Source organism: Paenibacillus sp. VMFN-D1 (genome assembly GCF_003386155.1).
In the GTDB taxonomy this organism is placed as follows: domain Bacteria; phylum Bacillota; class Bacilli; order Paenibacillales; family Paenibacillaceae; genus Paenibacillus_AQ; species Paenibacillus_AQ favisporus.
The window spans coordinates 1,770,371-1,794,816 of sequence record NZ_QRDU01000001.1 but is presented as its reverse complement, the minus strand read 5'-3'; the positions used below and the strand labels follow the sequence as shown (position 1 = coordinate 1,794,816).

The following is a 24,446-nucleotide window of genomic DNA, read 5'->3' as shown; positions in this document are numbered from 1 at the left end:
TGTTTATCATCCTTACCAATATATCTTATTCGCTTAACGATTTCCGTCTTTTTCTCACCGAGAGTTTTGCGTTTTCATGAACACGGCCCGTTTCATTTAGTGAAATGGATGGTCAGGGAACGATTGCAATGGCTGGTGTGTTCACGTCCGATGGTGATTATAATGAAACTGCAACAAATCTACTTGACGGGCGGGTGAACAGCATGGTCTGGCTGATGGTTTTTGCCGTGATCGTATTAATATGGGGACTCTTCGCAACGATGAGAATTGGACAATCCCAAAGCAATAAAGAACAAAACCCACAATACTTCCAGGATACGGGCAAAAAATGGTTTAAGCTTCTAGGCTTCTACGTAATTAGCATCGTTGCGGCAGCTATAATGATTGTGATTTTGATTAAGTGAATAAACAGAGGTAAATGATGAGTTAAATGTAAAAATATATAAATAAAGGTTGTTAATGTTATCCAAACCAGATATACTAGCAATGTAAGCGCTTGCTTTAGTAGATTGAGACTTCTAGATTTCCCTGCCGCTGTCCCATACCAAGCATAAAGCGAGGTGATTAACGTCCCAAAGGCGGGCTCTTTAATGATGCAGGTCTGATTTTCCTTATAGTGTCTGTGACGTTTTCCCAATTTGATGAGGAGGGAACAAGATGCTGAAAAAAGGATTATGCGGAATCATCATGGTCAGTCTTTTGATTGCTTTATTTCCTGTCAAACAGGTGAGTGCCGCTCCGAACTGGAAGCTGGTGTGGAGCGATGAATTTGACGGAACCGCGCTGAACCGTTCCAATTGGACTCCGGAGATCGGCACGGGCAGCGGCGGATGGGGAAACAACGAGCTTCAATACTATACGGACCGGTCGCAGAACTTGCAGGTTACCGGAGGAAATCTGGTGATTACGGCAAGAAAAGAATCATACGGCGGAATGAACTACACTTCGGCACGTATCAAGACGCAAAATCTGCAATCCTTTACCTATGGCAAAATGGAGGCTAGGATCAAGCTGCCTTCCGGACAAGGGCTGTGGCCGGCGTTCTGGATGCTGGGGAGCAATATCAGCACGGTGGGATGGCCGTACAGCGGAGAAACGGACATCATGGAGCGGGTTAATAACAATCCTTATGTTAACGGCACCGTTCACTGGGATGCGGGAGGGCATGCGGAGTACGGCAGAGTATCGGGCAACCTTGATTTTTCCCAATACCATGTGTACAGCGTCGAATGGGATTCGAAGTATATCCGCTGGTTCGTTGACGGACAGCAGTTCAATGAATTTTATATTGAGAATGGCACCGGAAATACCGAGGAATTTCAGCGGCCGTTCTTCCTGCTCCTGAACTTGGCGGTCGGCGGCAACTGGCCGGGGGCTCCGAACGATTCGACGCCGTTTCCTGCTCAAATGCTCGTGGACTACGTTCGTGTATATCAGGACAATGGCCAGTCCAGCGCAATCAGCAACGGAGTTTATACTTTGGCCTCCAAGGCAAGCGGAAAAGTAATGGATGTCGTTGACGTGTCCATGGCCAGCGGAGCCAAAATCCAGCAGTGGACGAATTATACCGCCACTAACCAGCAATTCCGGATCGAAAGCACGGGAGACGGTTATTACAAGCTTACTGCCGTGCACAGCGGCAAAGTATTGGATGTGCCGAATTCGTCAACGGCATCCGGCGTCCAGCTGCAGCAGTGGGATGATAACGGTACGAACGCGTAAAGGTGGAGCATTGTCGATGTAGGCGGAGGGTATTATAAGCTGGTTTCCAAAGCAAACGGACTCGTCGTTGACGTGTCCGGCTCGTCCACGGCGGATGGCGCGGCCGTTCAGCAGTGGACGGATAACGGAACGGACGCCCAGAAATGGGCTTTGACCAAAATCAATTAAGGCTCAGACAAGCAGTCCACATATGGGCTGCTTGTTTGTGTTTATGAGACTGAAGCGGAACAAATGCTAAATCTCGGTAATCGATGAGAAAATTCGGTGGGTGAGCGTGCTATAATGTGGATGCGTTGTATCGCGATTTTACCGATAAACAGATCACCGTCGGTGAAATCGTTGAGCTGCCTACCCGCAGGGTGTTTAACTTTGCGGATGACGAAGCGAATTACTTTGCGGTCATGGAAAAAAATAACGGCCGCTCGCGGCCGGAAGAAGGGGCGATGGTAACGACCATCGCTCTTTTCGCTAAAAGGGACATATCAAAGTCAAGCCCTGATTCAAGGAGGAATTCAGATGTTTAACCCTTTAGAAGTAGCCGAGCTTATGGTCCAACATATCTCAACGAATTTTCCGGACGACGTCTCTCTGATCGGATATTATGGATCACGCGCGCAAGGAACGGCGACGGAGCGTTCCGATCTCGATTTTTTCTTTATACCGGCGAACGCCGACGGTTTCCGTCATAGTCTGCAGTTTGTAGTGAACGGTATCAGCTTTGATTTCTGGCCGATCAGCTGGGAACGTGCGGAGAGAATCGCAGCTTTCGAAGAACTGAATGTATCGATCATCGCGGATTGCAAGCTATTGTATGTACGTTCCGAAGAAGATCATGAGCGGTTTCTCCAGCTTCGCAGCAAAATTGCTGACCAAGCCCGGACAGGCTTGGAATGGCTCCATAAAGCCGAATCGAGGCTGAAGGAAGCTTATATACATCTTTACAACTTAAGCAAAATGAGCTCTATGGATGATCTGGTTTCTTTTCGCTATGAAGCCCAAGAGATCCTTATCTTAAACCTTGAGAGCGTTTCATTAATTAATCATACATACTACACCAAAGGCTGGGGCAAAAACAGGGAGCAAATCCGAAACTTCCCTATACAACCGGAAACATTGGAGCAGACGATGGAGACGATTCTGAACTCCAGTTCGGGATTTCAAATCCGGGAAGCCTGCGAACGATTGACCAAGGATACGCTTCGTCTCATTTTGCAGCAGAAAGAAAAAGACGTCAGCGGTCCCGATTATCCTGGCCGGATGAAGGGCTTTTATGAAGAAGTGAAAGGGATTATGGATAAGGTGGTGAGCGCTTGTGAATCAAGCGACTACCATACAGCCTATTTCTGGGCGGTCGGCGTGCAGAAGGAAGTATCCCGTTTTCTCTTTTTCACCGAGAAAGGGTATTGGCCGTCGCTTTTGTGCGCCGGGGAGGAGGAGTTAACCTTGTATAAGGAACTTGGCTTTCCAGATTTAATCGGATTACTGAATCAGGAAGAGTTCAGCCCCCTGAAAGAAGCGGTTGAACAGCTTGATTCGCAGCTGGAGCAGCATCTTCAGAGCCGCGGAGTACAAATCAACCGGTTCCGGAACGCCGAAGAGTTCAGCGATTTCCTGCTGACGCTGCGTTGATCGCCGAAGCTGAATGCATCATGTCCATATCCCGTTGTGATTCCAATTCGTAGGACTGGAAATGATGATAGCATAGAGGACGGCTGCTGCTGCTGAGAGTCTCCTTCTCATGGTGTCGATTCGTAAATAAGTGCAGGGAGGTTTGTCAGTTTAAGGCGGCGAAGAATACATAAGGCAAGTCTTGCAGCAAGTTAATATGAAGATCATTCAATGAGTCATAACAAGCCAAGGGGAGAATGGAAGACATGATGGAACAGCTGAAAGCTTGGGCCAAACAATTAAAAAGGCAGGTTTTTGTTCTCTATTACGCTTATCGGGACAAACGCTCGCCATGGTATGCAAAGCTGTTTTCCATGTGCGTCGTTGCCTATGCATTCAGTCCCATAGATTTAATACCGGACTTCATACCCGTCATTGGCTATGCGGACGATTTGGTTTTGATTCCGCTGGGAGTATTGGCTGCTATAAAAATGATGCCTGGTGAGGTCATTGAGGATGCCAAAAAGAAAGCAGATGCTCGCATGAACCAAGGGAAACCGGTGAATTGGGCTGCGGGTGTCATGATTATTTTATTATGGGCTGCTGTACTGGCAGCGGTATTGACTTACCTGTATAACCGTTTGATGTAATTCGCTGATTCGCAGCAGGGCCTTCCGGCAGGATTCGGGTCGCCCGCCCAATCGGCTGCTTAAATCATGGCCGTTCCCCCGTATTTATGAATCCTGCAGCTTCTCCCGATACTCGGATGGCGTACAGCTGTAAACCTTGCGGAACTGGCGGGCGTAATAGTTCTGGTCCCGAAAGCCGCTTTCGAGCGCCACCTGGGAAATGGACAGGTTTGGATGGCGAAGCAGCGTGCAGGAATAGTCCAGACGCTTGCGTATGACGTAATCCATCGGTGTTGTGTGATAGTTGCGCGTAAAGACGCGCTGAAACTGGCGGGCGGACAGGTAGGCTTTGTCGGCCATCGCTTGCAGGGTGATCGGCTGGAGAAAGTGCTCTTCAATGTAAGTGACGGCTTCACCGATCCGCAACGCCTTGTTATCATCAGCTCCGCTGCCGATCTGATAATAGCGGGAGAGCAGGCCGACGAGAGCGGTAAAATAAGAGCGAATCATCAGACGATAGCCCTGCGGCTGCAGTTCATACTCGGTTAAAATCAGGTCAAGCAGCCTTGTCGCTTCCTGCAGCTGCGCTTCGTTCAGTGCAAGCATGCCCTTGAAGTTCATTTCCTTGCGGTAAAACGGTTCGATGTAGAAGAGCGCTTGAAAGCCCGGAAGCAGCCTAAGCTCGGACAGCTGCAGAAGCTGCTCAGGCTGGAACATGACGTTGATGTATTCAATCCCGTCGACGTTTTTGTAGCCGTGGGATATGCCGCTGTGAATCAAGAATACCTGGCCGGCTGTAACGGGGTATTCCCTCCCTTCAATGATATGAACGGCGCTGCCCTGCAAAATGACGACGAGTTCGGAAAAATCGTGGCTATGTACAAAATATTCGTGTGTTAGCGGACATTTCTGGATGCGGAACGTAAATCCCGGTTCGAGCCCGATGTCCGTGGCAAACAGTCTGGTCATCATGTCCATATTATGCTAAACAATGTCGGCATCGTCAAGGCGAAGAGCGGCGTCCCGCGATACCATTAAGATTACAGGCCGACGTATAGCAGATCGATATGTCATCGGCTTAGAGAATGTCAGTGGGGAGGTACCTATGGATTTATGGTGGAATGAAAGGACGAATCAACCCGTGAAGCCGGTTATTCTTTTTCTGGGGGACAGCATTACGGCCAGCGGTCATTATATCCGGTATACCGAAACCTGGCTCCGTCAGCACCAGCCGACGATGGACATAAAGCTGGTCCCATGCGGTGTACCCAGCGAAACCGTGTCGGGACTCAGTGAGGCGGCACACCCGTTTCCGCGTCCTTGCGTGCACGATCGGCTTCGGAACGCGCTGGATACGGTATCGCCCGGGATCGTGGCCGCCTGTTACGGGATGAACGACGGGATTTACCATCCTTACTCCGAGGATCGTTTTGCTGCCTTTCAAGAGGGGATGTATCGTCTAGCCGAAAGCAGCCGAGTGGCAGGAGCCAAGGTGGTGCTCATGACGCCGCCGCCGTTTGACCCACCCTCTATGAACGCCGAACTTCTGCCCGAAACCGAGCCGGATTTCAGTTATCTTACACCATTCCGGGAGTATGATCGCGTCCTCGAGCAATATTCCGCATGGCTTCTGTCTGCGGGTGATGTTGCCGACCGGATCATCGACTTACGCAGTCCGCTGCTGGACCATATAAAGGAACAAAGGGCACTGAATCCTGCTTATCGTTCGGGGGACGGTATTCATCCGAATCGTGCCGGGCACTGGGTTATGGCGCGTACGTTTCTCAAGGAAATGTTCGGCGCGGCACCTGGTGTTATTCCCGATGTGGATGCGATTTCGAGATCGCTTGCTGAAGAAACGGATTGACACCTAAAAATCAACCGGATTATAGTTAGGTCACTCCAACAATTGGGAGGGAGAGAGGTACGATGAACTTGCTGCAAATGCTGCGTACGCGGAAATATTTACAGCGGATCCTGCTCAGCTTTATGCTCGTAGTCGCCACGCTGGCGGTGGCCTCCCTATTTATGAACGCCTTCGCACGCGACAAAGTGCTCAGCCTTCAGAACGAAGCCGACCGCAAGCTGCTGACCCAAATCAACTATAACATTGAAAACATGAACGGCATCGTCAAGGACCTTGCAGTATCCTTGTACAACGACGAAGAGCTGATCGCACTGAAATCCGGAGCGGATTACAAGCAGAGCATTCTGAAGATCGAGCGCCTGAATCAGACTGTAGCGGCGTCTCCGTATCTCCACGCTGCCGTCTTTTACAACGGGGCGCAGCACCGGTTTTTCTCATCGCTCAACCATGATATGGACAACAGGCTGCTGTATCAAAGACTGGGGGATTATATGTCGTCCCGCAGCGACCTGCCGAAGCTCCAGTTGATTCCGATGGATCTGGACGGCGGAAATGAAGGGATCGATGTGTTCGCGTTCTTCATTTATGACGGACCGTCCTTAGGTTCCGTCAATGATAATGTCCTGATATTGACCGTCAAGCCGGGATGGATGCTGGATAACGTGAAAGCGCTTAATCGTGTCGCGGAGCGGGAGAACGACATGCTGTTCGTGACTGACAGTGACGGGCGCATGCTGATCTCCAACGACCGGTCGCTGCCGGAGGGGCTGAGCGTCAAAAAGGATTTGCTTCCGCAAATCCAATCTACCGGGAGTACGCTGGACTCTTTTATCTATAAGCACGGTTCGCATAAATACAAGGTGACGTATTTGAGCAAAGGGCTGAACAACTGGCAAATCGTCAGCCTCCAAAATTATAACGACGTGCTCGGCAGCGTCCGGCAGATGAAGTGGACGGAGATGGCCGTGACGCTGTCCGTTGCAGTCCTGGCTGTGCTGCTGTCCGTGTTCTTTTCGCTGCGGCTGTATAAACCGGTCGGACAGCTCCTGACGCTCGTTCCGCCGCAGCGGCGCGATGCTCCCCCGGCGAAGGATGAGCTGTCGGTCATTGCCGCCAACGTCACGGAAATGATCGGAAAGCTGAAAGGGCTCGAGCAGGAGAGGGCATCCCAGTGGAACATCGCCAAGGTCTATCACCTGCGCAGCCTGATCGGTCTCAGCGAAGGCGTACACGAACTGGAGTTTCGGCGGATCAGGGAGCAGTACGGGCTCGATATCGCGTATCCATCAAGACTCCGTCTGGCTCTGGTCCAGATTGACGACGTACAGAGCCTTGCCCGCGGCCAGGGATCGCAAGCGGAATCGCTGCTGTATTTCGCCATAGCCAATATTGGCCAGGAACTGCTCCACAAACAAGGATCCTGCGAAGCCGCAGATATGAAAAGCGGGCATCTCGTCTTTATCGTCGGCGGCGAATCCAGGGATCTAGATATGCTTGCTGACCGCTTTCGGGAGCTTCAGCACACCATCCTTCAATATTATCGGGTTACCTTCACAGTAACACTCAGCGACCCGTTTGAAGACTACCGCGAAATCACGGCGCATTATAATCTGGCTGTCCGCCACGCCAATTACCGTATGGTTTTTGGCAAAGGTGCGGTGCTAGAGCCGGAACGGGTTCGAAGCTGCGAGGCAAACGATACGTTCCGCATTCCGCAGGAATTGGAGCGGCGCCTGACGGAAGGATTAAAGAGCGGCGATCTGGAAGAGACGGAGCAGGCGATCCGGAGCTGGAGAGAGCTGATCGGCGGATTCAGCTTCGAGAATATGTACTCTGCGCTGCTGCATCTGGCAGTGACGCTCAGCAATACGCTGGGAGAGATGAACCATCACAATTTGAACCCGGTATCGGTCAACGTTCAGGCCATCAACCGGCGCATTCTCGAGAAAGAAACGTTGGATGAAATCGAAACGGTACTGCTTGAGGTCGTCCGCGAGGTATTCGAACAGCGGCGGAACGGGCGTGAAGACAAAAACAGGCTGCTTGCCGATACCGTGAAAGAAATAATCGACAAGCATTTTGCCGATCCGGATCTCAACGTGCAGCGGATCGCCGACATGCTGAAGATGAGCTCGGTTTACATCGGGCAGGTGTTCAAGGCACAGGAAGGGACGACGGTCGTCGATCAGATTAATGCCACCCGCCTGGCCCGTGCCCGAACGTATTTGGAGCAGCAGGAGCTGACCGTAGCGGAAATTATGGAAAAGGTGGGCTTCGGCAACGAAAGCTATTTTTACCGCTTGTTCAAACGCCGATACGGAACCACACCCAAGGAGTACCGCCTGAAATCAGCCATAGAGAGAAGCATATGAACCTGATGAAGACCCGCACGGGAGAACCGTTTCCCTGGCGGGTCTTTTGCATGTCCAAGAACGGCTGCAGACCTGTAAATACAGGAATCCGGCATCTATACAGCCCGCCAGTACAGTGATCCTGCAATTGTACAGTACGCAGCAGCAAGGGTTTTACGTTATCGTTAGACGTGCAAAGCCTGACACCAGGCAGAGCGCAAAGGAGGAAAGGGGCTTACGATATGTTGAATAAGGTTTCTCTGGCGGGTGACGCAGAAAACAGACGGGTGGCGCCAGAACCCGGACAAACCGGACCGCTACCCTCGCCGGATGTGCCGCCAAAGCAGCGCAAGCAAAAATCGTTCATCCGGAGGGAGCTGCGCCATTTCCGTAACAACCGGGAGCTGTTCCTGCTTTCATTGCCGGGAATATTGTATAAGCTGATATTTGCCTATATTCCGATGGTGGGGCTCATCATCGCCTTCAAAAATTATCGGTACGATCTGGGCATCTTTGGCAGCAAATGGGTGGGACTCGATAATTTCCGGTATTTGTTTTCTACGGATACGGCTTGGCGGATTACGCGCAACACGGTGCTGTACAATGCCGCCTACATCTTGGTGACCACCGTGGCTGCACTGCTGCTTGCGATCCTGATGAACGAAATCAAGCAGAAATGGAGCAAGTTTTATCAGACCGCCTTGTTTCTGCCGCATTTCCTGTCCTGGGTGCTGGTCGGTTACGTCGCGTATGCTTTTTTGAACCATGCAGACGGTTTGATCAACCGGACGCTGCAAGCGTTTGGAATGGATCCGGTCAGCTGGTATCAGAACGCGGCGCCGTGGCCAGTCATTCTCATTCTGGTTCATTTATGGAAGGCCGTCGGTTTCAATACGCTCATCTATTTCGCGGGAATTTTGGGGATCAACGGAGAATATTACGAAGCGGCGCGGATCGACGGGGCGACCAAATGGCAGATGGCCCGCAAGATCACCATTCCGCTGCTGTCGCCGCTGGTCATCATTCTGCTGATTTTGTCCATCGGCAACATGTTCCGCGGCGATTTCGGTCTGCACTACTTCATTCCGAACAACTCAGGTTTCCTGTATGGATCCACCGATATTATCGATACTTACGTGTATCGCGCACTGCGGGAAATCGGGAACGTGAGCATGTCGGCGGCAACGGGCTTTTACCAATCGGTTGTCGGCTTCGTATTGGTTCTGCTGGCCAACGGCATTGTGCGCAAAATCAATCCCGACCATTCTTTATGGTAAGGAGGTGACGTAAAGGTGACAAAAACATTGGAGCTGTCGAAAGTATTGATCAACCTGCTGTTTATCATCCTGTCCGTCATGGTCGTGCTGCCGTTTCTGCTCGTCATCGCCGTATCGCTTACAGATGAGAAGGCATTGTCCCGGGACGGCTATCAATTCATCCCCAAATCGTTCAGCCTGGAGGCGTACCGCTATCTGCTGGATGCCCCGGACGTTATGATACAGGCATACGGGGTTACGATCACCGTCACGGTGATCGGATCGCTCGTCGGACTGCTGCTGACCGCGATGACCGCTTACGTCATTTCCCGGCCGGATTACCGCTACAACCGGATGACGACCTTTTATGTATTTTTCACGATGCTGTTCAGCGGGGGACTCGTTCCTTCCTATATTCTAATGACCCAGTACCTGCACCTCAAAGACAGCCTGCTTGCACTCATTTTGCCGGTGCTGCTGTCGCCGTTCAACATCATGGTCATGAAAGGGTTCATGTCCAAGATACCGCTTGAGATCATCGAATCGGCGAAAATGGATGGGGCGAGGGAATTCCGGATTTTCTTCCGCATCATTCTCCCTTTGTCCACGCCGGCATTGGCTACGCTGGGCCTGCTGATCTCGTTCTCCTATTGGAACGACTGGTTTAACGCGATGCTGTACATCGACGATCCGGGTAAGGTACCGCTGCAGCTGTTGCTGGTCCGGACGCTGAACAGCATTGAATTTCTCACGACGAATACCGAGTTTGCGACGCAGCTGGGCATCGACCTGGCGAGCTTCCCGAACAATTCCGCCCGGATGGCGATCGCCGTGCTGGCCGGCGGACCGATGCTGATCATCTTCCCGTTCTTCCAGCGGTTTTTCGTGAAAGGGCTTACGGTTGGCTCCCTCAAGGGTTAACATACACGCAAGCGATTATAAAAACAGGAGGTCACACAGATGAAGAAAAAGTGGTTTGGCGTGCTGGCGTTTATCCTGCTGGCAGCAACCGTCCTTGCCGGATGCGGCGGCGGAAAAAGCGCGGACGGAGGCGGAGAAACGGCCGGATCAACGGATGTGAAGAACGAGAGCGGATTGAAACCCGTCGAGCTGACCTGGTATTATCCGCTGTCCCAGCTCCAGCCCGATCAGCAGAAGGTACAGGACGAAGTCAACAAAATCGTCAAAGAAAAGATCAACGCTACCGTCAAGCTGATGCCGGTCTCTATTGGCGACTACGTGCAAAAAATGAACACCGTGCTAGCAGCAGGCGAGAAGTTCGACATTCTCTGGACCGGCTACATGCTGAAGCCGGAGGAGCTGGTACGCAAAGGAGCCATACAGCCGCTTGACGATCTGCTGAATCAATACGCGCCGGAGCTGAAATCCGATGTGCCGCAGGTGATGTGGGACGGCCTCTCTGTCGACGGCAAGATTTACGGCATCCCCAACCAGCAGATCAACGGTTCCCGCTATGGGTTTATCGTGCTGAAGGAGCTTGCCGACAAGTATAAACTGGACACCACGAAAATTAAGAAAATTGAGGATATCGAGCCGTTTCTGAAACAGATCAAGGACAACGAACCGGATATGATCCCGTTCGGTATCTTTGGCAACGACTTCATCAATCCGCAGGTGCATGACGACAAATATTGGATCGTTCCGGGGCTCGATGACCACTTCTACATCAAGACGGATGACCCGACCTATACGCTTCAACGTTATCCGGAAGAAGAACTGAACAATTTCCGCCTGGCCAGCAAATGGTACAAGGAAGGGTTCATTTACAAGGATGCGGCGACCGTCAAATCGGCCGACTTCAAAGGCAAGATCGCGGTGGATTACCATATCGTCCTGAAACCGGGTGTCGAAGCGGAAATCAAAGCAAGAAACGGCGGCCATGATGTGGTCATCATCCCGCTCAGCAACTGGTTCTCCAACGGTTATTCGGCGACCACCAACCAATCGATCAGCCGCACTTCGCCGAATCCGGACCGGGCGATGATGCTGCTGAATCTCGTGAACACCGACAAGGAGCTGTACAATCTGCTCTGCAACGGCCTGGAAGGCGTTCATTACGAGAAGCAGTCCGGCGAATACATTAGCGCACTCCCGGATTCCCGATATAAACCGAATATGGACTGGGTGTTCGGCAGCGTATTCAATTCTTATCTGAAGGAAGGCCAGCCGGAGAACGTCTGGGAGGAAACAAAGAAGATCAACGAAACAGCCGAAATCAATCCGGTCGGGGCGTTCAAATTCAATTCGGAGCCGGTCAGCACCGAGATCGCCAACCTGAACGCGGTATGGGGCGAATACAAGCGCGGACTTGTGACCGGGACGCTTGATTTTGACGAAACCTGGCCGGTGCTCTACGGCAAGCTGAAGGAAGCGGGCGAGGATAAGTATGTGGAGGAGGTGAAGAAACAGTTTGAACAATTCCTGAAAGACAAGGGGTTGAAAAAGTAAGAAGAATATTGAAAAGCAGAGAAGCGCATGCAGCGCACGGATAACGGGGAGAAACCTGCTGTCATGGGCGGCTTCATTGGAAGCATACAACGGGACCGGGGCCGGCCCTAATCCATGCTGAAAGGAAAGAGAAGCCATGGCAAAAAAACGGTTGCTCGCGGTTCTCGCGGCCATCGTGCTGATCACGTTCACCCCGTCTCCGCCGCCAGCTGCAGCGGATGAAGCAGTCGCCAAACCAACGGGAAAATCGCTGTATGTAGCCACCAATGGCAGCGACACGAATAATGGATCCAAGAACCACCCGTTTAAAACGCTGGAGAAGGCAAGGGATGCCATCCGGAAGCTGAAAGCGAAAGATGGCCTGCCCGCCGGCGGCGTGACGGTGTATCTGCGGGAGGGGCGGTACGAACGATCAGGCAGCTTTGATTTGAACGAGCAGGACTCCGGCGAAGCCGGGAAGCCGATTAAGTATACGGCTTATCCAGGCGAAAAGGTGATCTTGTCCGGATCGAAACGCATTGAAAAATCTGCCTTCACACCGGTCACCGATCAAGCGGTTCTTAACCGGATCATCAGTCCCGAGGCGAGACAAAAAGTGCTGGTGGCCGACTTGGCAGGCCAGGGGATTACCGATTACGGCGAGCAAAGCCGCCACGGCTACTATCTTGCCAACGATCTGAGCAAAGTCCCACCGATGGAGCTGTACGTCAATGGGCAAGGAATGACCTTGGCGAGATGGCCGAACCAAGGGACGGTACAAATGGATGAGATAATCGATCCGGGCCCGACGCGGAAAGATCCGAACGGGGAAGTTCATACGCGCGGAGGAACTTTTTCGTATACGTATGACCGGCCACAGTACTGGACCCAGGCGGACGATATTTGGCTGGATGGAATATTCGGCTACAGCTGGGAATGGTCCTACAACAAAATCGCCTCCATTGACACAGCCGCCAAAACCATCACCCTCCGCTACGGAGAGATGAGCGGCCTGCTCAAAAACTGGTACCCGGATTTTCATTTTGCGCAAAACCTGTTGGAAGAGATCGATATGCCGGGCGAGTATTACATCGACCGCCACGCGGGAAAGCTGTACTTTTTGCCGAACGCCGAATTTACAGCGGCAAATCCGACGATCGAGGTAACGATGCTGAAAACGCCGATGATCAATGCGCTGAACGCTTCATACATCGACTTTTCCGAGCTGGTCATGGAAGATGGACGCGACTCGGCAGCGGTCATTATGGGCGGCAGCCACGTGCGTATTCTGAACAGCGAAATCCGCAACTTCACGAACAGCGGCGTGCTGGTCAATACGCAAAGCCGGTTCTACTACAATGATTTTCAGGGCGTACCGGGAACGGACCATGCTATCGTCAGCACGCATATCCACCATATCGGCGGGACGGCGGTCACGCTGACGGGCGGCGACAAAACGACCCTGCAGCCGGGAAACAACATCGTTGAAAATTCGCACATTCATGACTTTGCTTATTACCATAAAGCTTACAATCCTGGCGTTCTTCTCTCCGGGGTCGGCAACCGTATGGCGCATAACGAGCTGCATGACGCGCCACATCCCGGCGTGCTGATCTTCGGCAACGACCATGTCGTAGAGTACAACAACATATACGATGTGTGCAAAACCTTCTCGGATCTTGGGGCTATTTACATGAACGCGGGCGAAACACCGCAGCAGCGGGGTACCGTCATCCGCAGAAATTATTTTCACAATATTGGAGAAAGCAAGGCCGGCGTCGAGGGCGTCTATCCCGACAACTTCACCATGGGGCTTCAGATCGACGAAAACATTTTCTACAAAATGGGCAACTCGGCGATTAAAAACAACGGCGGCGCACATATTTTGTCCCGCAACAATATTTTCGTAGACAGTAAAGTTCCGTATGATTACGCGGACATCTACCTTGGGGATCAGCCGGACAATCAAATCCCGAAAAACTACATGCCAAAATGGCAGGCGCTGTTCGCCGCCAACAACGATTTTGTCGGAACGCCTTATTTGACCAAGTATCCAGAGCTGGCCAACTTCTTTACAGAAAACCGTTATTATCCCGATACGAACACGTTCCAGGGCAATGTCATCTACAACCCGACCATTCCACGCAGCACGACGACCAATGCCAATGGAGCGTATGACAAATTCGGGCTGGTTCAGTATGCCAATAACTTCGTTACGACGGAGGATCCGGGCTTTGTGGACCTGGCGAGCGGAGATTTGTCCCTGCGGCCGGATGCGGCCGTATTCAGCGCCATACCTGGCTTTCCCAACATCCCGTTTGGAGAAATCGGCATTAACGGCCGAGCCGGCACCAGCACAGGTCAGGACAGTCATCCTGTCCAGGGGGTTGCCGTATACAACGACGATGTGACGGTAGACCGCTGGAAAACGGTCAAACTGCAAACGGCGGTCCTGCCATGGAACGCAGATCATCCGGCACTGTCTTTCACATCCGCCGATCCGGGAATCGCAACGGTCGATAACGCTGGCGTTATTACAGGACAGTCTGTCGGCCAAACCGAGATCATTGTGGCATCTGTGGAAAATCCGCAGCTGACAGCAACCGCGAAAGTAACCGTTGAAGCCGGCGACGGCATTATGGACTTCACCGATTTCGAATCCGGTGCAAATGGATGGCCGGTGGATGCTAACCGGAGCATCGTGAAAGTGGATGAAAACCGCTGGTACAAATTACTTAACGGCGCGTCCGCGCTGAGCAGCAAAAAGTTCTCCGATTATGAGCTGACCTTCAAACTGAAGACGCCGGCGACCATCGGCGAAAACGCAACGCTGTATATTTTCGACCGCCAGGCGGGCAGCGCTTCAAGCCGTATCGGATATAAAACCCGGGCGGACGGAACATCGTCATGGCTGCTCTACAACTCGGCGTGGTCCGTGCTGAAGGAAGTCAAGATGCCTGAGCATGATTTGAAGCCGGGCACGGAGTATGCCGTCAAAATGCTCGTCAAGGGCGGCGACATCAGCGTGTACGTGAACGGCGGGTTCCGGCTGAAAGGCACCGATCCGGGACATAACGCGGAGGGTCAGGTCGGGTTCTACGTTAACAACGTCAGCGACATGATGTTCGATGACATCCAATTCAAGGCGCTGACCACCGATCTGGCCGGTATTATTCCGGCGGATAACCAGGTCCGGCTGGCTGCCGGAGAGAGCAAGCAGCTCCAGCTGACGTTTGATCCCGCGGATACGCCGGATACGGATGTGACCTGGCAATCCGCGAATCCTGCGGTGGCCGAAGTGAACGACACGGGCGTCGTGAGCGCCGTGTACGAGGGCGAAACGGTCATCACGGCCGTATCCAAGGTAAACCCGCTGATCAAGGCGGACATCGCGGTCACCGTCTCAAACATCATGCATGAGACCGATTTTGAAACCGGAGGAAACGGCTGGCCTGTCGATCCCAATAGCAGCATTGCAGCCGATCCGGACGGAAACCGCCGCTATAAAATCTTAAACGGCGCCACCGGCCTGCTCGACCGAAACTTCTCGTCCTACCAGCTTGAATTCAAGCTGAAGACGCCTGCGGTTATGCCAAATGACGGAGTGCTGTACATTTTTGACCGCCAGGACGCCACTGCATCGACGCGAATCGGCTACAAAACAAGGGCCGACGGCACGTCGGCATGGATGCTGTACGACACCGCCTGGCAGAAGATCAAGGAAGAGGCGCTGCCTACGCAAGACCTGCAGCCGGATACGGAATATGACGTCAAGGCGGTCGTCAAAGACGGCGACATCCAGCTCTATGTGAACGGGGAACTGAGGCTGTCCGGCACTGATCCGGGACATAAACCTTCCGGCAAAGTCGGCTTTTATGTGAGCGGATTCGATTACATGCTGTTCGACGACATTCGTTTCTTGGTAGTGCCTTAAAGCTTACTGGTGTTTAAGGGTTTCTTCGGCGCTCTCTCCCTGCATGGAGGGGGCGCTTTTACAATTCCAGGTCCGGTACAGCAATCAAGAGGTTCAATTCAATTCTATTCAAGGACAATACGGTATACCTTCCATGGCAAAATCGTGCTAAATGTGAGCAGCGCGAAATTTATGAATAAGCGTGATTCTCAGATACCTAAAGATTTTTAGCATGGCAAAACCAATAACCACCTCAAGGAGGGACAACATGATTCGATGTTTATTCCGAGCCGTCTGGAACGGAGAAGGCAGTCCGCGCTCTTTTTTTCGAGCCCAGGAAAGAGAGCATTCGCTTGCTGATGCGATGGAGCGGCTTCAGGTCGCCAATCTAAGCCTATTTGCCGATCAAGAACAGCTGTTTCTATATTATGAATGTCTGGACACGCCGGTTCTCCCGGAAAGCTTGCTGGCTGAAACCGGAGAGCGGCTGGCTGAATGGCCGGGAGGCGCACCGGGAAGACGTTGGGTACCGATGACTGATATTTTTCATTACCAGCACCCTGTGTCGAATTCGCAGTGGACCCGTGTCCATAAGGAACGCACCCCTTACGGAAGAATCGCTCTGTTAAAGCCGGAGCAAACGGCAAGCTATGTATATTATCACTACCAATACCAGGAGGAAAAGCCGGGGGACGGCGATAAGTACGGCATGATCGGCATGCACGAGAACGTTTTGTTTTTCTACTCGGAGCTGCCGGAGACGCTCACGCCTGCGCCCTATGAGGGCCGGTTGAAAACGTCGTTGAAGCCCGAAAACTGGGCCGAAGTGATGGAGCCTCATTTTATCAAGTGGGAGGGGGCTCCGGATGGGCAGGACATTTGGCGCAAGCTGATGCTTGTGCTAGAGGTACGCTGCCCGGCCGAAAGAAGGGGGGCACAACATGCGTAACTCGCTATGTCTGAACGGAGAGTGGGATTTCATGCCGCTGTACGATCAGCCCCAATCCCGCAAGCTGCCGGAGAATATCGTATACGATCAGCACAAAGTTCAGGTCCCATCCAGCTGGAGAAGGACCTACAAGCAGGGCACCGGCCGGTCGTTCGGGAACATTCCCGAATACGGATATGTTCCGATGGACCTGTACGATTATCCGAAGGAATGGGACGCCGCCGAGGCGGGTGTGCTGCACCGGAGCTTCCGGCTTCCGGACCATATGGCCGGCCAGCGGATTGTGCTGCGCCTGGACGGCATTATGCAGAAGGCCGTTATCTATTTGGACCGGGAGGAAATCGCCGTATGGGAGGACGGCTACCTGCCGCTCAGGCTGGATATTACATCCCGGGTGCAGGCGGATCGTGAACACCACCTGCACGTCGTTTGCGGGAGCTTTGACCGTGTAACCCTTCCGTCCGGATCACAAAAAGTGACCGGCCTTACCGGTTCCTGGTTCGGCACCGTTTGCCGCGGCATTTGGCAGGATGTTTATTTGGAAGGTTATCCGGAATTGTCGCTGGAGGATGTCAGCATCCGCACGTCCGTCCGGAAAGGGAAACTGGAGGTGCATGCAATTGCCGGAGGAGCTTCCACCGAGATAGAGCACAATTCGCGAGAAATGGAGCAGAATACGGTTCAGGTCAGCCTTGTTGTACGGGAGCTTGGCGTGTTGAGCGGGAATGGGCATCATGTGGAGTATGCCCAAGCATCCTTGACTCATCCGGCTCCAAATCCGGTTCTTGCAGCAAATGCAGCGGCCGTTCCTGTTGACGGTGCCGTTATTCAGCTGCCAAGGCTGTGCGAAAACGAGCGGGACGGGGTAGCATACCGTGCCTCCTTCATACTGGATTGGACGGACGCCTATCAGTGGAGTCCGGATTCCCCGTTCCTCTATCGGGCGGAGCTTGAGCTGCTGGTGGATGAGCGGGTCATCGACCGCTGTCATATTACGTTCGGGTTCCGGGAGTTTTGGTGCGAAGGACCGCAGTTTGTCCTGAACGGCATTCCGGTCAATCTGCGTGGAGATTCCTGGCATTTTCAAGGCGGGGTGCAGCAGACGGAAGCCTACATCCGGAACTGGTACCGGATGTGCCGCTCCGTCGGCGTGAACAGCATCCGGCTGCATGCCGAGCCGTACCCTGAGGACTACGTGCGGATCGCCGATGAAGAAGGAATGCTCATTGTGGATGAAACCGCGATATACGGCTCGGGCAAATCGATGCAGTCAGACCATCCGGTTTACCTGGAAAACTGCCGGAACCATGTCCGCCGCCTTGTGCAGCGGGACAAAAACCATCCGTCCGTCATCCTGTGGAGCGTACAGAATGAGATGCGCTGGGTCGACGGGCGTGACGCTTTCAAAACACATATCCCCGGCCTGATGGCCGCCATCCGCGAGCTGGACCCGACGCGGCCGATTCTTGCTGAAGGAGACAACCGTCTTCTGTCGAAAGAAGATACGGAGGTGGAGAGCCGCCATTACAATATCGACGGCACGATCGGCCAGTGGGACCGTGACGTTCCGCTGACGTTCGGCGAGCATGGCGGGTGGTGGTACATCTGCCCGCAGAACAGCAGTATGTATGTCGGACTGCGAGCCTACTACGGGACAGATGAGAGCACGGCCGGCCTTGCCGAGAAGGAGCGGCTGTTTGTGGAATACGCCCGGCGCCAGGGCGTATCCGGCATTTCGACCTTCAACTTTGCGCATTATTTCATGCGGGCTATGCCTGACCGCGACGTGATTTTACCGCCGGCAGGTCCAGGCGAACTCGGCCAGCCCGGCGTCAAGCCGAAGCGGATCCCCGCCTATTCACTGACCTTGAACAACGGTCTGCTGCCTGAAGAGTATCCGGCTTATTCACCAAATCCGGCCTTTGCTATCATGGCCAGAGCATTCAAGCCGGCCACCATCATCGCGGCCGAATACAATCGCTGTTTTTACGATGATGCGCCGGTTCACCGCAGCTTCGACGTGTACAACGATACACTTGCCGCGCAGGACGTCCGGGTGGAATGCAAGATCAGGCAGAGAGGCAAGCTGGTTCACGAGCAAAGCTTTGACTTCCGCCAAGCTCCGGCTGAGCACCAAATTATCTCGCTGCAATGGACCCCGGAATCTGTGGATGCAGAAGAACGGGCTGAGCTGACCGCGCAACTGATGCATGACGGGCAGCTTGTGCATGAGCTGCGTATCGAATACAGACTGGTTTCCGCCCGGCTGCGCAGCGATGCGGTAGAAGTCGGACGGGAAGCATTTTTTTGGGGGCCAGCCGGTGAATATGACATGATCTGCAGGATGATTCCTGAATGCGCAGCCATAGAGCGGGAAAGCTTGGCCGGACTGCCGGCGGACAGCTTACTCATCATCGGCACCTACGCCGAGGATGCGGACGGCTGGCTGGAAGCGCAGCTGAAGGCATTCGTGGAACGCGGCGGCCGTCTCATTCTGCTGGAGCAAAACCAGCTGTCGCTCGGCAAGCTGACGCTGTCGCGCAGGCCTTTCATCCGTGCCCATGCTGGCAGCTACAGCCATCCGGTTCTGAAGGGGATCGGCGATGAGGATTTAATGTTCTGGCATGAGGAGCTGCGGGAAGAAGGACCGCTGCCGATCATTCATGCGGCCTTTGAAAAGCCGGTCATCGGCGACTTTACGCTGCTGCTCGAATGCGGTGCAGGCGATTTCGGAGACGATGGAGACTTGTGGTCGCCGCTGGTGGAATACCGCAGCGGCACAGGCATGTTTATCGCGAGCCAGCTGGATCTTATGGCAAACGTCGCGCGCGTTCCGCAGGCCTGCCTGCTGCTGCGGAACCTGATCGCCTACGCCGGGCGCGCCGATGTCGCGGGCGCAGGCGAAACCGCCCGCACGGCCGCGCTGGTACGCGCCGGCGGAGCTGCCGCAGCTTTCCTCGACAAGCTGCGGCTGAACTACACGGCGCTTGGCGAAGCAGCGCCGCTTCCGGCGTCGGCGGGCGCAGCCGCCGCGCAAGGGGGGCCGGCGCAGGGCATCGCCCCGGCGCCGGACTCAGGCGGGCATGGCCGGCATGCCGCCATGCCGCCCGGGCAGGGCTTCGGCCTGCTGGTGGCCGAAGCCTGCCTGCTTGAGGCGCCGGGCGCGTCCGAGGCCGTTCGGCGCCACGCCGAAGCCGGCGGACGCGTGCTCGTCCTGCCGGCGGAGGGCCCGCAGCAGGCGGCGCTGGCGCGCCTGCTGGACCGCCCCGTGCGGGTAGCGCTGCACGAGGCGTATCACTTGGCGGCGGATGACGGCGCCGCCATGCGCGGCATCAGCCCGGTCGACCTGTTCGGCTACGACAAGGTATTCTTGTCACCGCGAGACGTGGTCAACCGGGTGCTGGCCAGCCACAAAATCGAAGCACCCGGCACGGAGGTGCTGTGCCGCAGCGTGGAAGGCACCGCCTGGAAGGACTACTTCGTGAACGGCTACACGGCGGAGTACAGCCGTTTGGCGCTGGTGGAACTGAATCACGCAAAGGCTGTGCCTGCAGGGGCATTCGTGATCGAAGCCAAGATTGGCGGGGGAAGCGTGGTATGCTCTCAACTGCTTCCCGATCCCGGCAGCGATAAGGCGCTGCGCCTGTATTCGCGCCTGCTCGCCAATCTTGGAGCTGCCTTCGATGACGGCTTGCTTACAAGTGAGAAGGGTGATGCACAGTGGGCTGTGGAAGCGGTGATGGCCCTGCCTTGTCCGCCGCATGTCGATTACGAAGCGATGAAGGCTTACCACACGGACCCCGAATTTTCGTTGAACAATTTGGGCGAAGGCTTGTACGGATGGATGCAGAAAAAGGAACGGCGCCCGGATGACGGCATGTTTCGCATAGCGGACGCTGGAAATACGCCATGGTTCCTCAGCTGTTTCATCGTGGTGCCCGGGAAGGAAAATGAGATGCGGCAGGGGAAGCTGCGGATCAACACCGAGGCGTCGTTCGAGATTTATATAAACGGGGAAAAGGTCTCAATGCCTGAGCAGGAAATCATTCTGAAGGGCGGGCTGAACAGGCTTATCGCCATCGTTCGCGGGACAGCGGGAGACCTTCTCTTCGGCATGACCTTCCTGAATCGGGACGGTACGTACATGAAGGATTTGGCGTTCCGCCTGACGTTGGACGATGTCGAGCCGAAATAGGCAGGTACGCAGGCGTGCTGCCGATTAGGTTTAACTGCAACTTTATAGAGGGCTTCATCCCATAGTTCCAACACAGAAACCCTACTTTATCATTTTTCAGGAGGTTGTTATGAACTGGAGCGCAACGATCGAGCAAACGCTGTTAACCACGAAAGCCAACATCGCCCGCTTTCAAGGCCAATTTCCGCATGTCAGCCACGGAGATGGCAAATATCAGCTGGTGAATCATACCGATTGGACGGAAGGCTTCTGGGCCGGGATTTTATGGTTGAGTTACGAATACAGTAAAGATCCGGATATCCACGATGCAGCAGTCCAAAGCGTCCGTTCTTTTCAGGAGAGGCTGCAGCAGGAGAGCCACTTGCAGCACCACGATATCGGCTTCCTGTATTCTCTGTCCGCCATGGCAGGCTGGATTGTCGAGCAGAATGAAGATGCCCGGGAAACTGCCCTGCAGGCAGCCGACCTGCTCCTAAAACGATGGAGGCCCTCCGCGCAAATCATTCAGGCGTGGAGTCCGGAAGGAGACCCGGAAAACGGCGGGCGTATCATCATCGACTGCCTGATGAATCTTCCGCTTCTGTATTGGGCGTCCGAGCAGACCGGGGACCCTCACTATGCCGCGATCGCCCGCATTCATGCGGACAAGAGCCGGAGATTTCTCGTACGGGGGGACGGATCATCCTACCATACGTTCTACTTCGATCCGCAAACGGGTGATTCGATCCGCGGGGGTACGCATCAGGGCTTCAGGGACGGTTCCACTTGGTCCCGCGGGCAGGCTTGGGGCATTTACGGTTTCGCGCTTGCCTATCGTTATTTGAGGGAGCCGTATTTTTTGGATACAGCCAAGCAGCTGGCCCGGTATTTCATGGATCACGTACCGGAGGATCTTGTGGCTTATTGGGATTTTGACGCCCCGCAGCAGCCGGGTGAACCGAGGGACAGCTCTGCTTCGGCTATTGCAGCATGCGGCATGCTGGAGCTGGCGCAGCATCTGGACGAATCGGATCCTGAGCGCGCATCTTTTCAGGAGTTCGCGGAGCAGTCCGTCATCTCCATGGCGAACGGTTATTTCACGGCTGGCAGCACGGAGGAAGAGGGGTTTCTGCGGCATGGCTCCTACTTTGTCAGAGGGGGAATTTCGCCGGATGATTTCGTCATTTGGGGCGATTATTTTTTCCTTGAAGCACTGATGCGTCTGGATGGCCGCTCGCCCGGGTATTGGTACGAAAGGTCGCTCTAACGCTGGGTCGAAGTCAATGTAAACGTTAATGGAGTATGATCTAAGGTGGCGGCCATTGTGCCGCCTTTTGCCATTGTTCATGCTGTTTCCTGTTTCCGCTGAACGACAAAAGTTCGCTGAGATAGACTGCTGAGCACAAAAAGAAGGGACACGTTAAAGAACGTATCCCCCTCTCGTCTACCAAGCTCAGACGTATGGCATACCCGAAATGATCCTCAATGATTCCTTGTTCAGTCTCAGCCTTTTCCTTTCATACCGATGTGCCCCGCAACCCTTTCACCCAGCTCCGGAGATGCTTCGTACAAGTAACTTAATACGATCCGCTGCGTTTCATGGGATATTCCTTTTAAATCAGCTGCTAGGTTATCCACCAAGTGCTCCTGCTGTACTGGTGAAATGGCGCGGTAAAACTCCCCGGCCTGGGTGAAATTATCCGGTTTGGAGATGTCGGTCCGTTCGAGCTTGCCCTCCACGTATCTGCCATTTCCGCTGGTCACCAGGGAAGCCGGAGACCAATTCTCCTGGTGATTGATCGGTATGCTGCGAAAACTAGGGCCTAACCGCCGGCGCTGGGAATCCCAGTAAATGTTGGCGCGGCCCTGCAGCATTTTGTCATCCGACAGCTCGGCACCCTCCAGCAGATTGGACGGGGAAAAGGCAATCTTTTCGACCTGTCCCATATAATTGTCCGTATTGCGGTTCAATACGAGGCGGCCGACCGGACGAAGAGGGTACTGCTGCTGGTCCCATACCTTGGTATCATCCAACGGGTCGAACGGAAGATGCGCCGCATCATCGGGATTCATCAGCTGCACATACAGCCCGTACTCCACGGTCTTGCCTGCGGCAATGGTATCGTACAGATCCTGGCCGGCAATATCCGGGTTCTCACCCGCCAGCCGGGCTGCTTCCTGCCGATCGATATACTGCTCGCCGGCTAATGGCATCCAGTGGTACTTTACATAAAAACGCATGCCCTTTGCATTTTTCCATACGTAAGTGCTCACGCTGTGACCCTTGATATGACGGAGACTCTTCACCGTGCCCACGTCCGAGTAGAGCCAAACGAGGAAATGGGTGGATTCCGGCGCCCTGGCTACAAAGCTCCAGAAGCGTTCGGGATCGATCAAATTGTTCTTCGGCGAGGGGAGAAAGGCCTTGATTGATTCCGGAAACCGGACGGCATCTCGAACCAAAAAGACGGGGATATGATTGCATAACAAATCAAATACCCCCTGTTCCGTGTAAAACTTGGTGGAAAACCCGCGCACATTGCGCGAAGTATCCGGTGTGCCTTTATTGCTGACCGCGAGGGAAAAGCGAACCGTGACGGGAACCTGCTGACCGGGCGTCTGCAAAAAGCTGAGCATCGTATAGTCGGTCATGGAATGCACTGTCTCAAAATAACCGAATGCGCCAAAGCCTTTTACGTGGACGGGACGCTCAATGATTTTGCTATGTACAAAGGTTTCCAGCGTTTCATGCAAAATGTTATCCTGTTCCAGGACAGGCCCGCGTTCGCCAACCGTCTGTGAGTGCATCACGGCCGGCAGATCCTCTGCCCATGGTAAGGACTGGTTAACGCTTTGCGGCCTGTCGTTCCCCTGATTTGGAACCGCTGAATTGGGTTCACGGTTCGCTGTATTGCCAGCCTGAGGGGCAGCACCGTTGTGATGGGAATCGTTCATTCCTTAACCTCCATATTCATGACTTCTCTCCTATATGGTTTATGCGGACTACCAATGAAAATATGAGTGGACATCCATATGTCACTGCAGGTTTCACGGTGCGGTGCATCGAAATATAGTCGCTTATAGGTTAGCTGGAATGTCATAAATAACCCTCTCAAAAGAAACTTTATAAATTATTATCGAGGGTGGGGAATGAAATAACATGATGATATCTTATGAGACCGGTACAAATACATTTCAGTTTAGGGCTGCTTGCATTATCCTCCATAGAGATAAGGTACTGATGCAAAGAGCAGAACATAATCAGTTGTGGTTTATACCCGGCGGCAGAGTGGAATTCGGTGAAACCGCAGAGGAAACGATAGAACGTGAAATGATGGAAGAATATGGGGCGCCAATCTATGACCGTAAGCTTCTCTGGATAATCGAAAATTTTATAGACTTTCCGGATCGTAAGGTTCACGAGCTGGGGATGTTTTTTCTTGTAAATTTGCCAAGAGATCATTCCATATTTGATCATACGACAGGGGTCAAACATATTAAAAATAGAGCCGTCAGATAGATCGGAGGG

The 24,446-nt window shown here is 53.6% G+C and carries 15 protein-coding genes and 2 pseudogenes; 15 read left to right on the top strand and 2 right to left on the bottom strand.

Annotated features, from left to right (window positions below; translation table 11 throughout):
* The first annotated feature begins 128 nt into the window (after window positions 1-128).
* From C7820_RS08350 to C7820_RS08330, 5 genes and pseudogenes are all read left to right on the top strand, one after another.
* On the top strand, window positions 129-404 hold the full coding sequence (locus C7820_RS08350; protein WP_116230546.1) for a hypothetical protein: 276 nt from the start codon (window positions 129-131) through the stop codon (window positions 402-404).
* 253 nt (window positions 405-657) lie between these two features.
* Window positions 658-1,890: pseudogene (locus tag C7820_RS08345) on the top strand (RICIN domain-containing protein).
* A 113-nt stretch (window positions 1,891-2,003) separates the two neighbouring features.
* A pseudogene (locus tag C7820_RS34015) lies at window positions 2,004-2,132 on the top strand (VOC family protein); the annotation flags it as partial.
* Between the two features lie 106 nt (window positions 2,133-2,238).
* Window positions 2,239-3,351, top strand: a complete 1,113-nt coding sequence (locus tag C7820_RS08335) for a nucleotidyltransferase domain-containing protein (protein ID WP_116230545.1) — start codon at window positions 2,239-2,241, stop codon at window positions 3,349-3,351.
* Window positions 3,352-3,596: 245 nt separating this feature from the next.
* Window positions 3,597-3,980, top strand: a complete 384-nt coding sequence (locus C7820_RS08330; RefSeq protein WP_116230544.1) for a YkvA family protein — start codon at window positions 3,597-3,599, stop codon at window positions 3,978-3,980.
* Between the two features lie 84 nt (window positions 3,981-4,064).
* On the opposite strand, the gene C7820_RS08325 is transcribed toward C7820_RS08330, so the two are convergent.
* Complete coding sequence (locus C7820_RS08325; RefSeq protein WP_181908970.1) at window positions 4,065-4,931, bottom strand: helix-turn-helix domain-containing protein; 867 nt, start codon at window positions 4,929-4,931, stop codon at window positions 4,065-4,067.
* Between the two features lie 133 nt (window positions 4,932-5,064).
* Here C7820_RS08325 and C7820_RS08320 point away from each other — a divergent pair, with 133 nt between their 5' ends.
* From C7820_RS08320 to C7820_RS08280, 9 genes are all read left to right on the top strand, one after another.
* The gene (locus tag C7820_RS08320; RefSeq protein WP_181908969.1) at window positions 5,065-5,826 is read left to right on the top strand and encodes an SGNH/GDSL hydrolase family protein; all 762 of its coding nucleotides are present in this window, start codon (window positions 5,065-5,067) and stop codon (window positions 5,824-5,826) included.
* Between the two features lie 62 nt (window positions 5,827-5,888).
* Complete coding sequence (locus C7820_RS08315; protein WP_116230541.1) at window positions 5,889-8,198, top strand: helix-turn-helix domain-containing protein; 2,310 nt, start codon at window positions 5,889-5,891, stop codon at window positions 8,196-8,198.
* Between the two features lie 221 nt (window positions 8,199-8,419).
* Window positions 8,420-9,454: an ABC transporter permease gene (locus C7820_RS08310; RefSeq protein ID WP_116230540.1), complete on the top strand. Its 1,035-nt coding sequence runs from the start codon at window positions 8,420-8,422 to the stop codon at window positions 9,452-9,454.
* A 15-nt stretch (window positions 9,455-9,469) separates the two neighbouring features.
* Window positions 9,470-10,354, top strand: a complete 885-nt coding sequence (locus C7820_RS08305) for a carbohydrate ABC transporter permease (RefSeq protein ID WP_116230539.1) — start codon at window positions 9,470-9,472, stop codon at window positions 10,352-10,354.
* A 39-nt stretch (window positions 10,355-10,393) separates the two neighbouring features.
* Window positions 10,394-11,902, top strand: coding sequence for an ABC transporter substrate-binding protein (locus tag C7820_RS08300; RefSeq protein WP_116230538.1), 1,509 nt, complete (start codon window positions 10,394-10,396; stop codon window positions 11,900-11,902).
* A 136-nt stretch (window positions 11,903-12,038) separates the two neighbouring features.
* Window positions 12,039-15,815 (top strand): Ig-like domain-containing protein, encoded by a 3,777-nt coding sequence (locus tag C7820_RS08295; protein ID WP_116230537.1) that lies wholly within the window; start codon window positions 12,039-12,041, stop codon window positions 15,813-15,815.
* A gap of 247 nt (window positions 15,816-16,062) precedes the next feature.
* Entirely contained in the window at window positions 16,063-16,743 is a 681-nt protein-coding gene (locus C7820_RS08290) for a hypothetical protein (RefSeq protein ID WP_116230536.1), read from the top strand.
* A complete protein-coding gene (locus C7820_RS08285; protein WP_116230535.1) occupies window positions 16,736-20,938 on the top strand; it encodes a glycoside hydrolase family 2 protein in 4,203 nt (1,400 codons plus the stop codon). Before C7820_RS08290 ends, C7820_RS08285 begins: the two co-directional genes overlap by 8 nt.
* A 109-nt stretch (window positions 20,939-21,047) precedes the next feature.
* Complete coding sequence (locus C7820_RS08280) at window positions 21,048-22,184, top strand: glycoside hydrolase family 88 protein (protein WP_116230534.1); 1,137 nt, start codon at window positions 21,048-21,050, stop codon at window positions 22,182-22,184.
* 236 nt (window positions 22,185-22,420) lie between these two features.
* Here the strand turns inward: C7820_RS08280 and C7820_RS08275 are convergent, their stop codons facing one another.
* Entirely contained in the window at window positions 22,421-23,725 is a 1,305-nt protein-coding gene (locus tag C7820_RS08275; RefSeq protein ID WP_116231685.1) for a catalase, read from the bottom strand.
* Between the two features lie 352 nt (window positions 23,726-24,077).
* Here C7820_RS08275 and C7820_RS08270 point away from each other — a divergent pair, with 352 nt between their 5' ends.
* A complete protein-coding gene (locus C7820_RS08270) occupies window positions 24,078-24,437 on the top strand; it encodes an NUDIX hydrolase (RefSeq protein WP_116230533.1) in 360 nt (119 codons plus the stop codon).
* Window positions 24,438-24,446: the final 9 nt, after the last annotated feature.

What these genes read in the sequence shown, in the direction of transcription:
- C7820_RS08330 (WP_116230544.1), top strand. Translation starts at nt 3,597, where the DNA reads ATGATGGAACAGCTGAAAGCTTGGGCCAAACAATTAAAAAGGCAGGTT.
- C7820_RS08310 (WP_116230540.1), top strand. Translation starts at nt 8,420, where the DNA reads ATGTTGAATAAGGTTTCTCTGGCGGGTGACGCAGAAAACAGACGGGTG.
- C7820_RS08300 (WP_116230538.1), top strand. Translation starts at nt 10,394, where the DNA reads ATGAAGAAAAAGTGGTTTGGCGTGCTGGCGTTTATCCTGCTGGCAGCA.
- C7820_RS08315 (WP_116230541.1), top strand. Translation starts at nt 5,889, where the DNA reads ATGAACTTGCTGCAAATGCTGCGTACGCGGAAATATTTACAGCGGATC.
- C7820_RS08275 (WP_116231685.1), bottom strand. Translation starts at nt 23,725, where the DNA reads ATGCACTCACAGACGGTTGGCGAACGCGGGCCTGTCCTGGAACAGGAT.
- C7820_RS08285 (WP_116230535.1), top strand. Translation starts at nt 16,736, where the DNA reads ATGCGTAACTCGCTATGTCTGAACGGAGAGTGGGATTTCATGCCGCTG.
- C7820_RS08320 (WP_181908969.1), top strand. Translation starts at nt 5,065, where the DNA reads ATGGATTTATGGTGGAATGAAAGGACGAATCAACCCGTGAAGCCGGTT.
- C7820_RS08270 (WP_116230533.1), top strand. Translation starts at nt 24,078, where the DNA reads ATGATGATATCTTATGAGACCGGTACAAATACATTTCAGTTTAGGGCT.
- C7820_RS08335 (WP_116230545.1), top strand. Translation starts at nt 2,239, where the DNA reads ATGTTTAACCCTTTAGAAGTAGCCGAGCTTATGGTCCAACATATCTCA.
- C7820_RS08295 (WP_116230537.1), top strand. Translation starts at nt 12,039, where the DNA reads ATGGCAAAAAAACGGTTGCTCGCGGTTCTCGCGGCCATCGTGCTGATC.
- C7820_RS08290 (WP_116230536.1), top strand. Translation starts at nt 16,063, where the DNA reads ATGATTCGATGTTTATTCCGAGCCGTCTGGAACGGAGAAGGCAGTCCG.
- C7820_RS08325 (WP_181908970.1), bottom strand. Translation starts at nt 4,931, where the DNA reads ATGATGACCAGACTGTTTGCCACGGACATCGGGCTCGAACCGGGATTT.
- C7820_RS08350 (WP_116230546.1), top strand. Translation starts at nt 129, where the DNA reads ATGGCTGGTGTGTTCACGTCCGATGGTGATTATAATGAAACTGCAACA.
- C7820_RS08280 (WP_116230534.1), top strand. Translation starts at nt 21,048, where the DNA reads ATGAACTGGAGCGCAACGATCGAGCAAACGCTGTTAACCACGAAAGCC.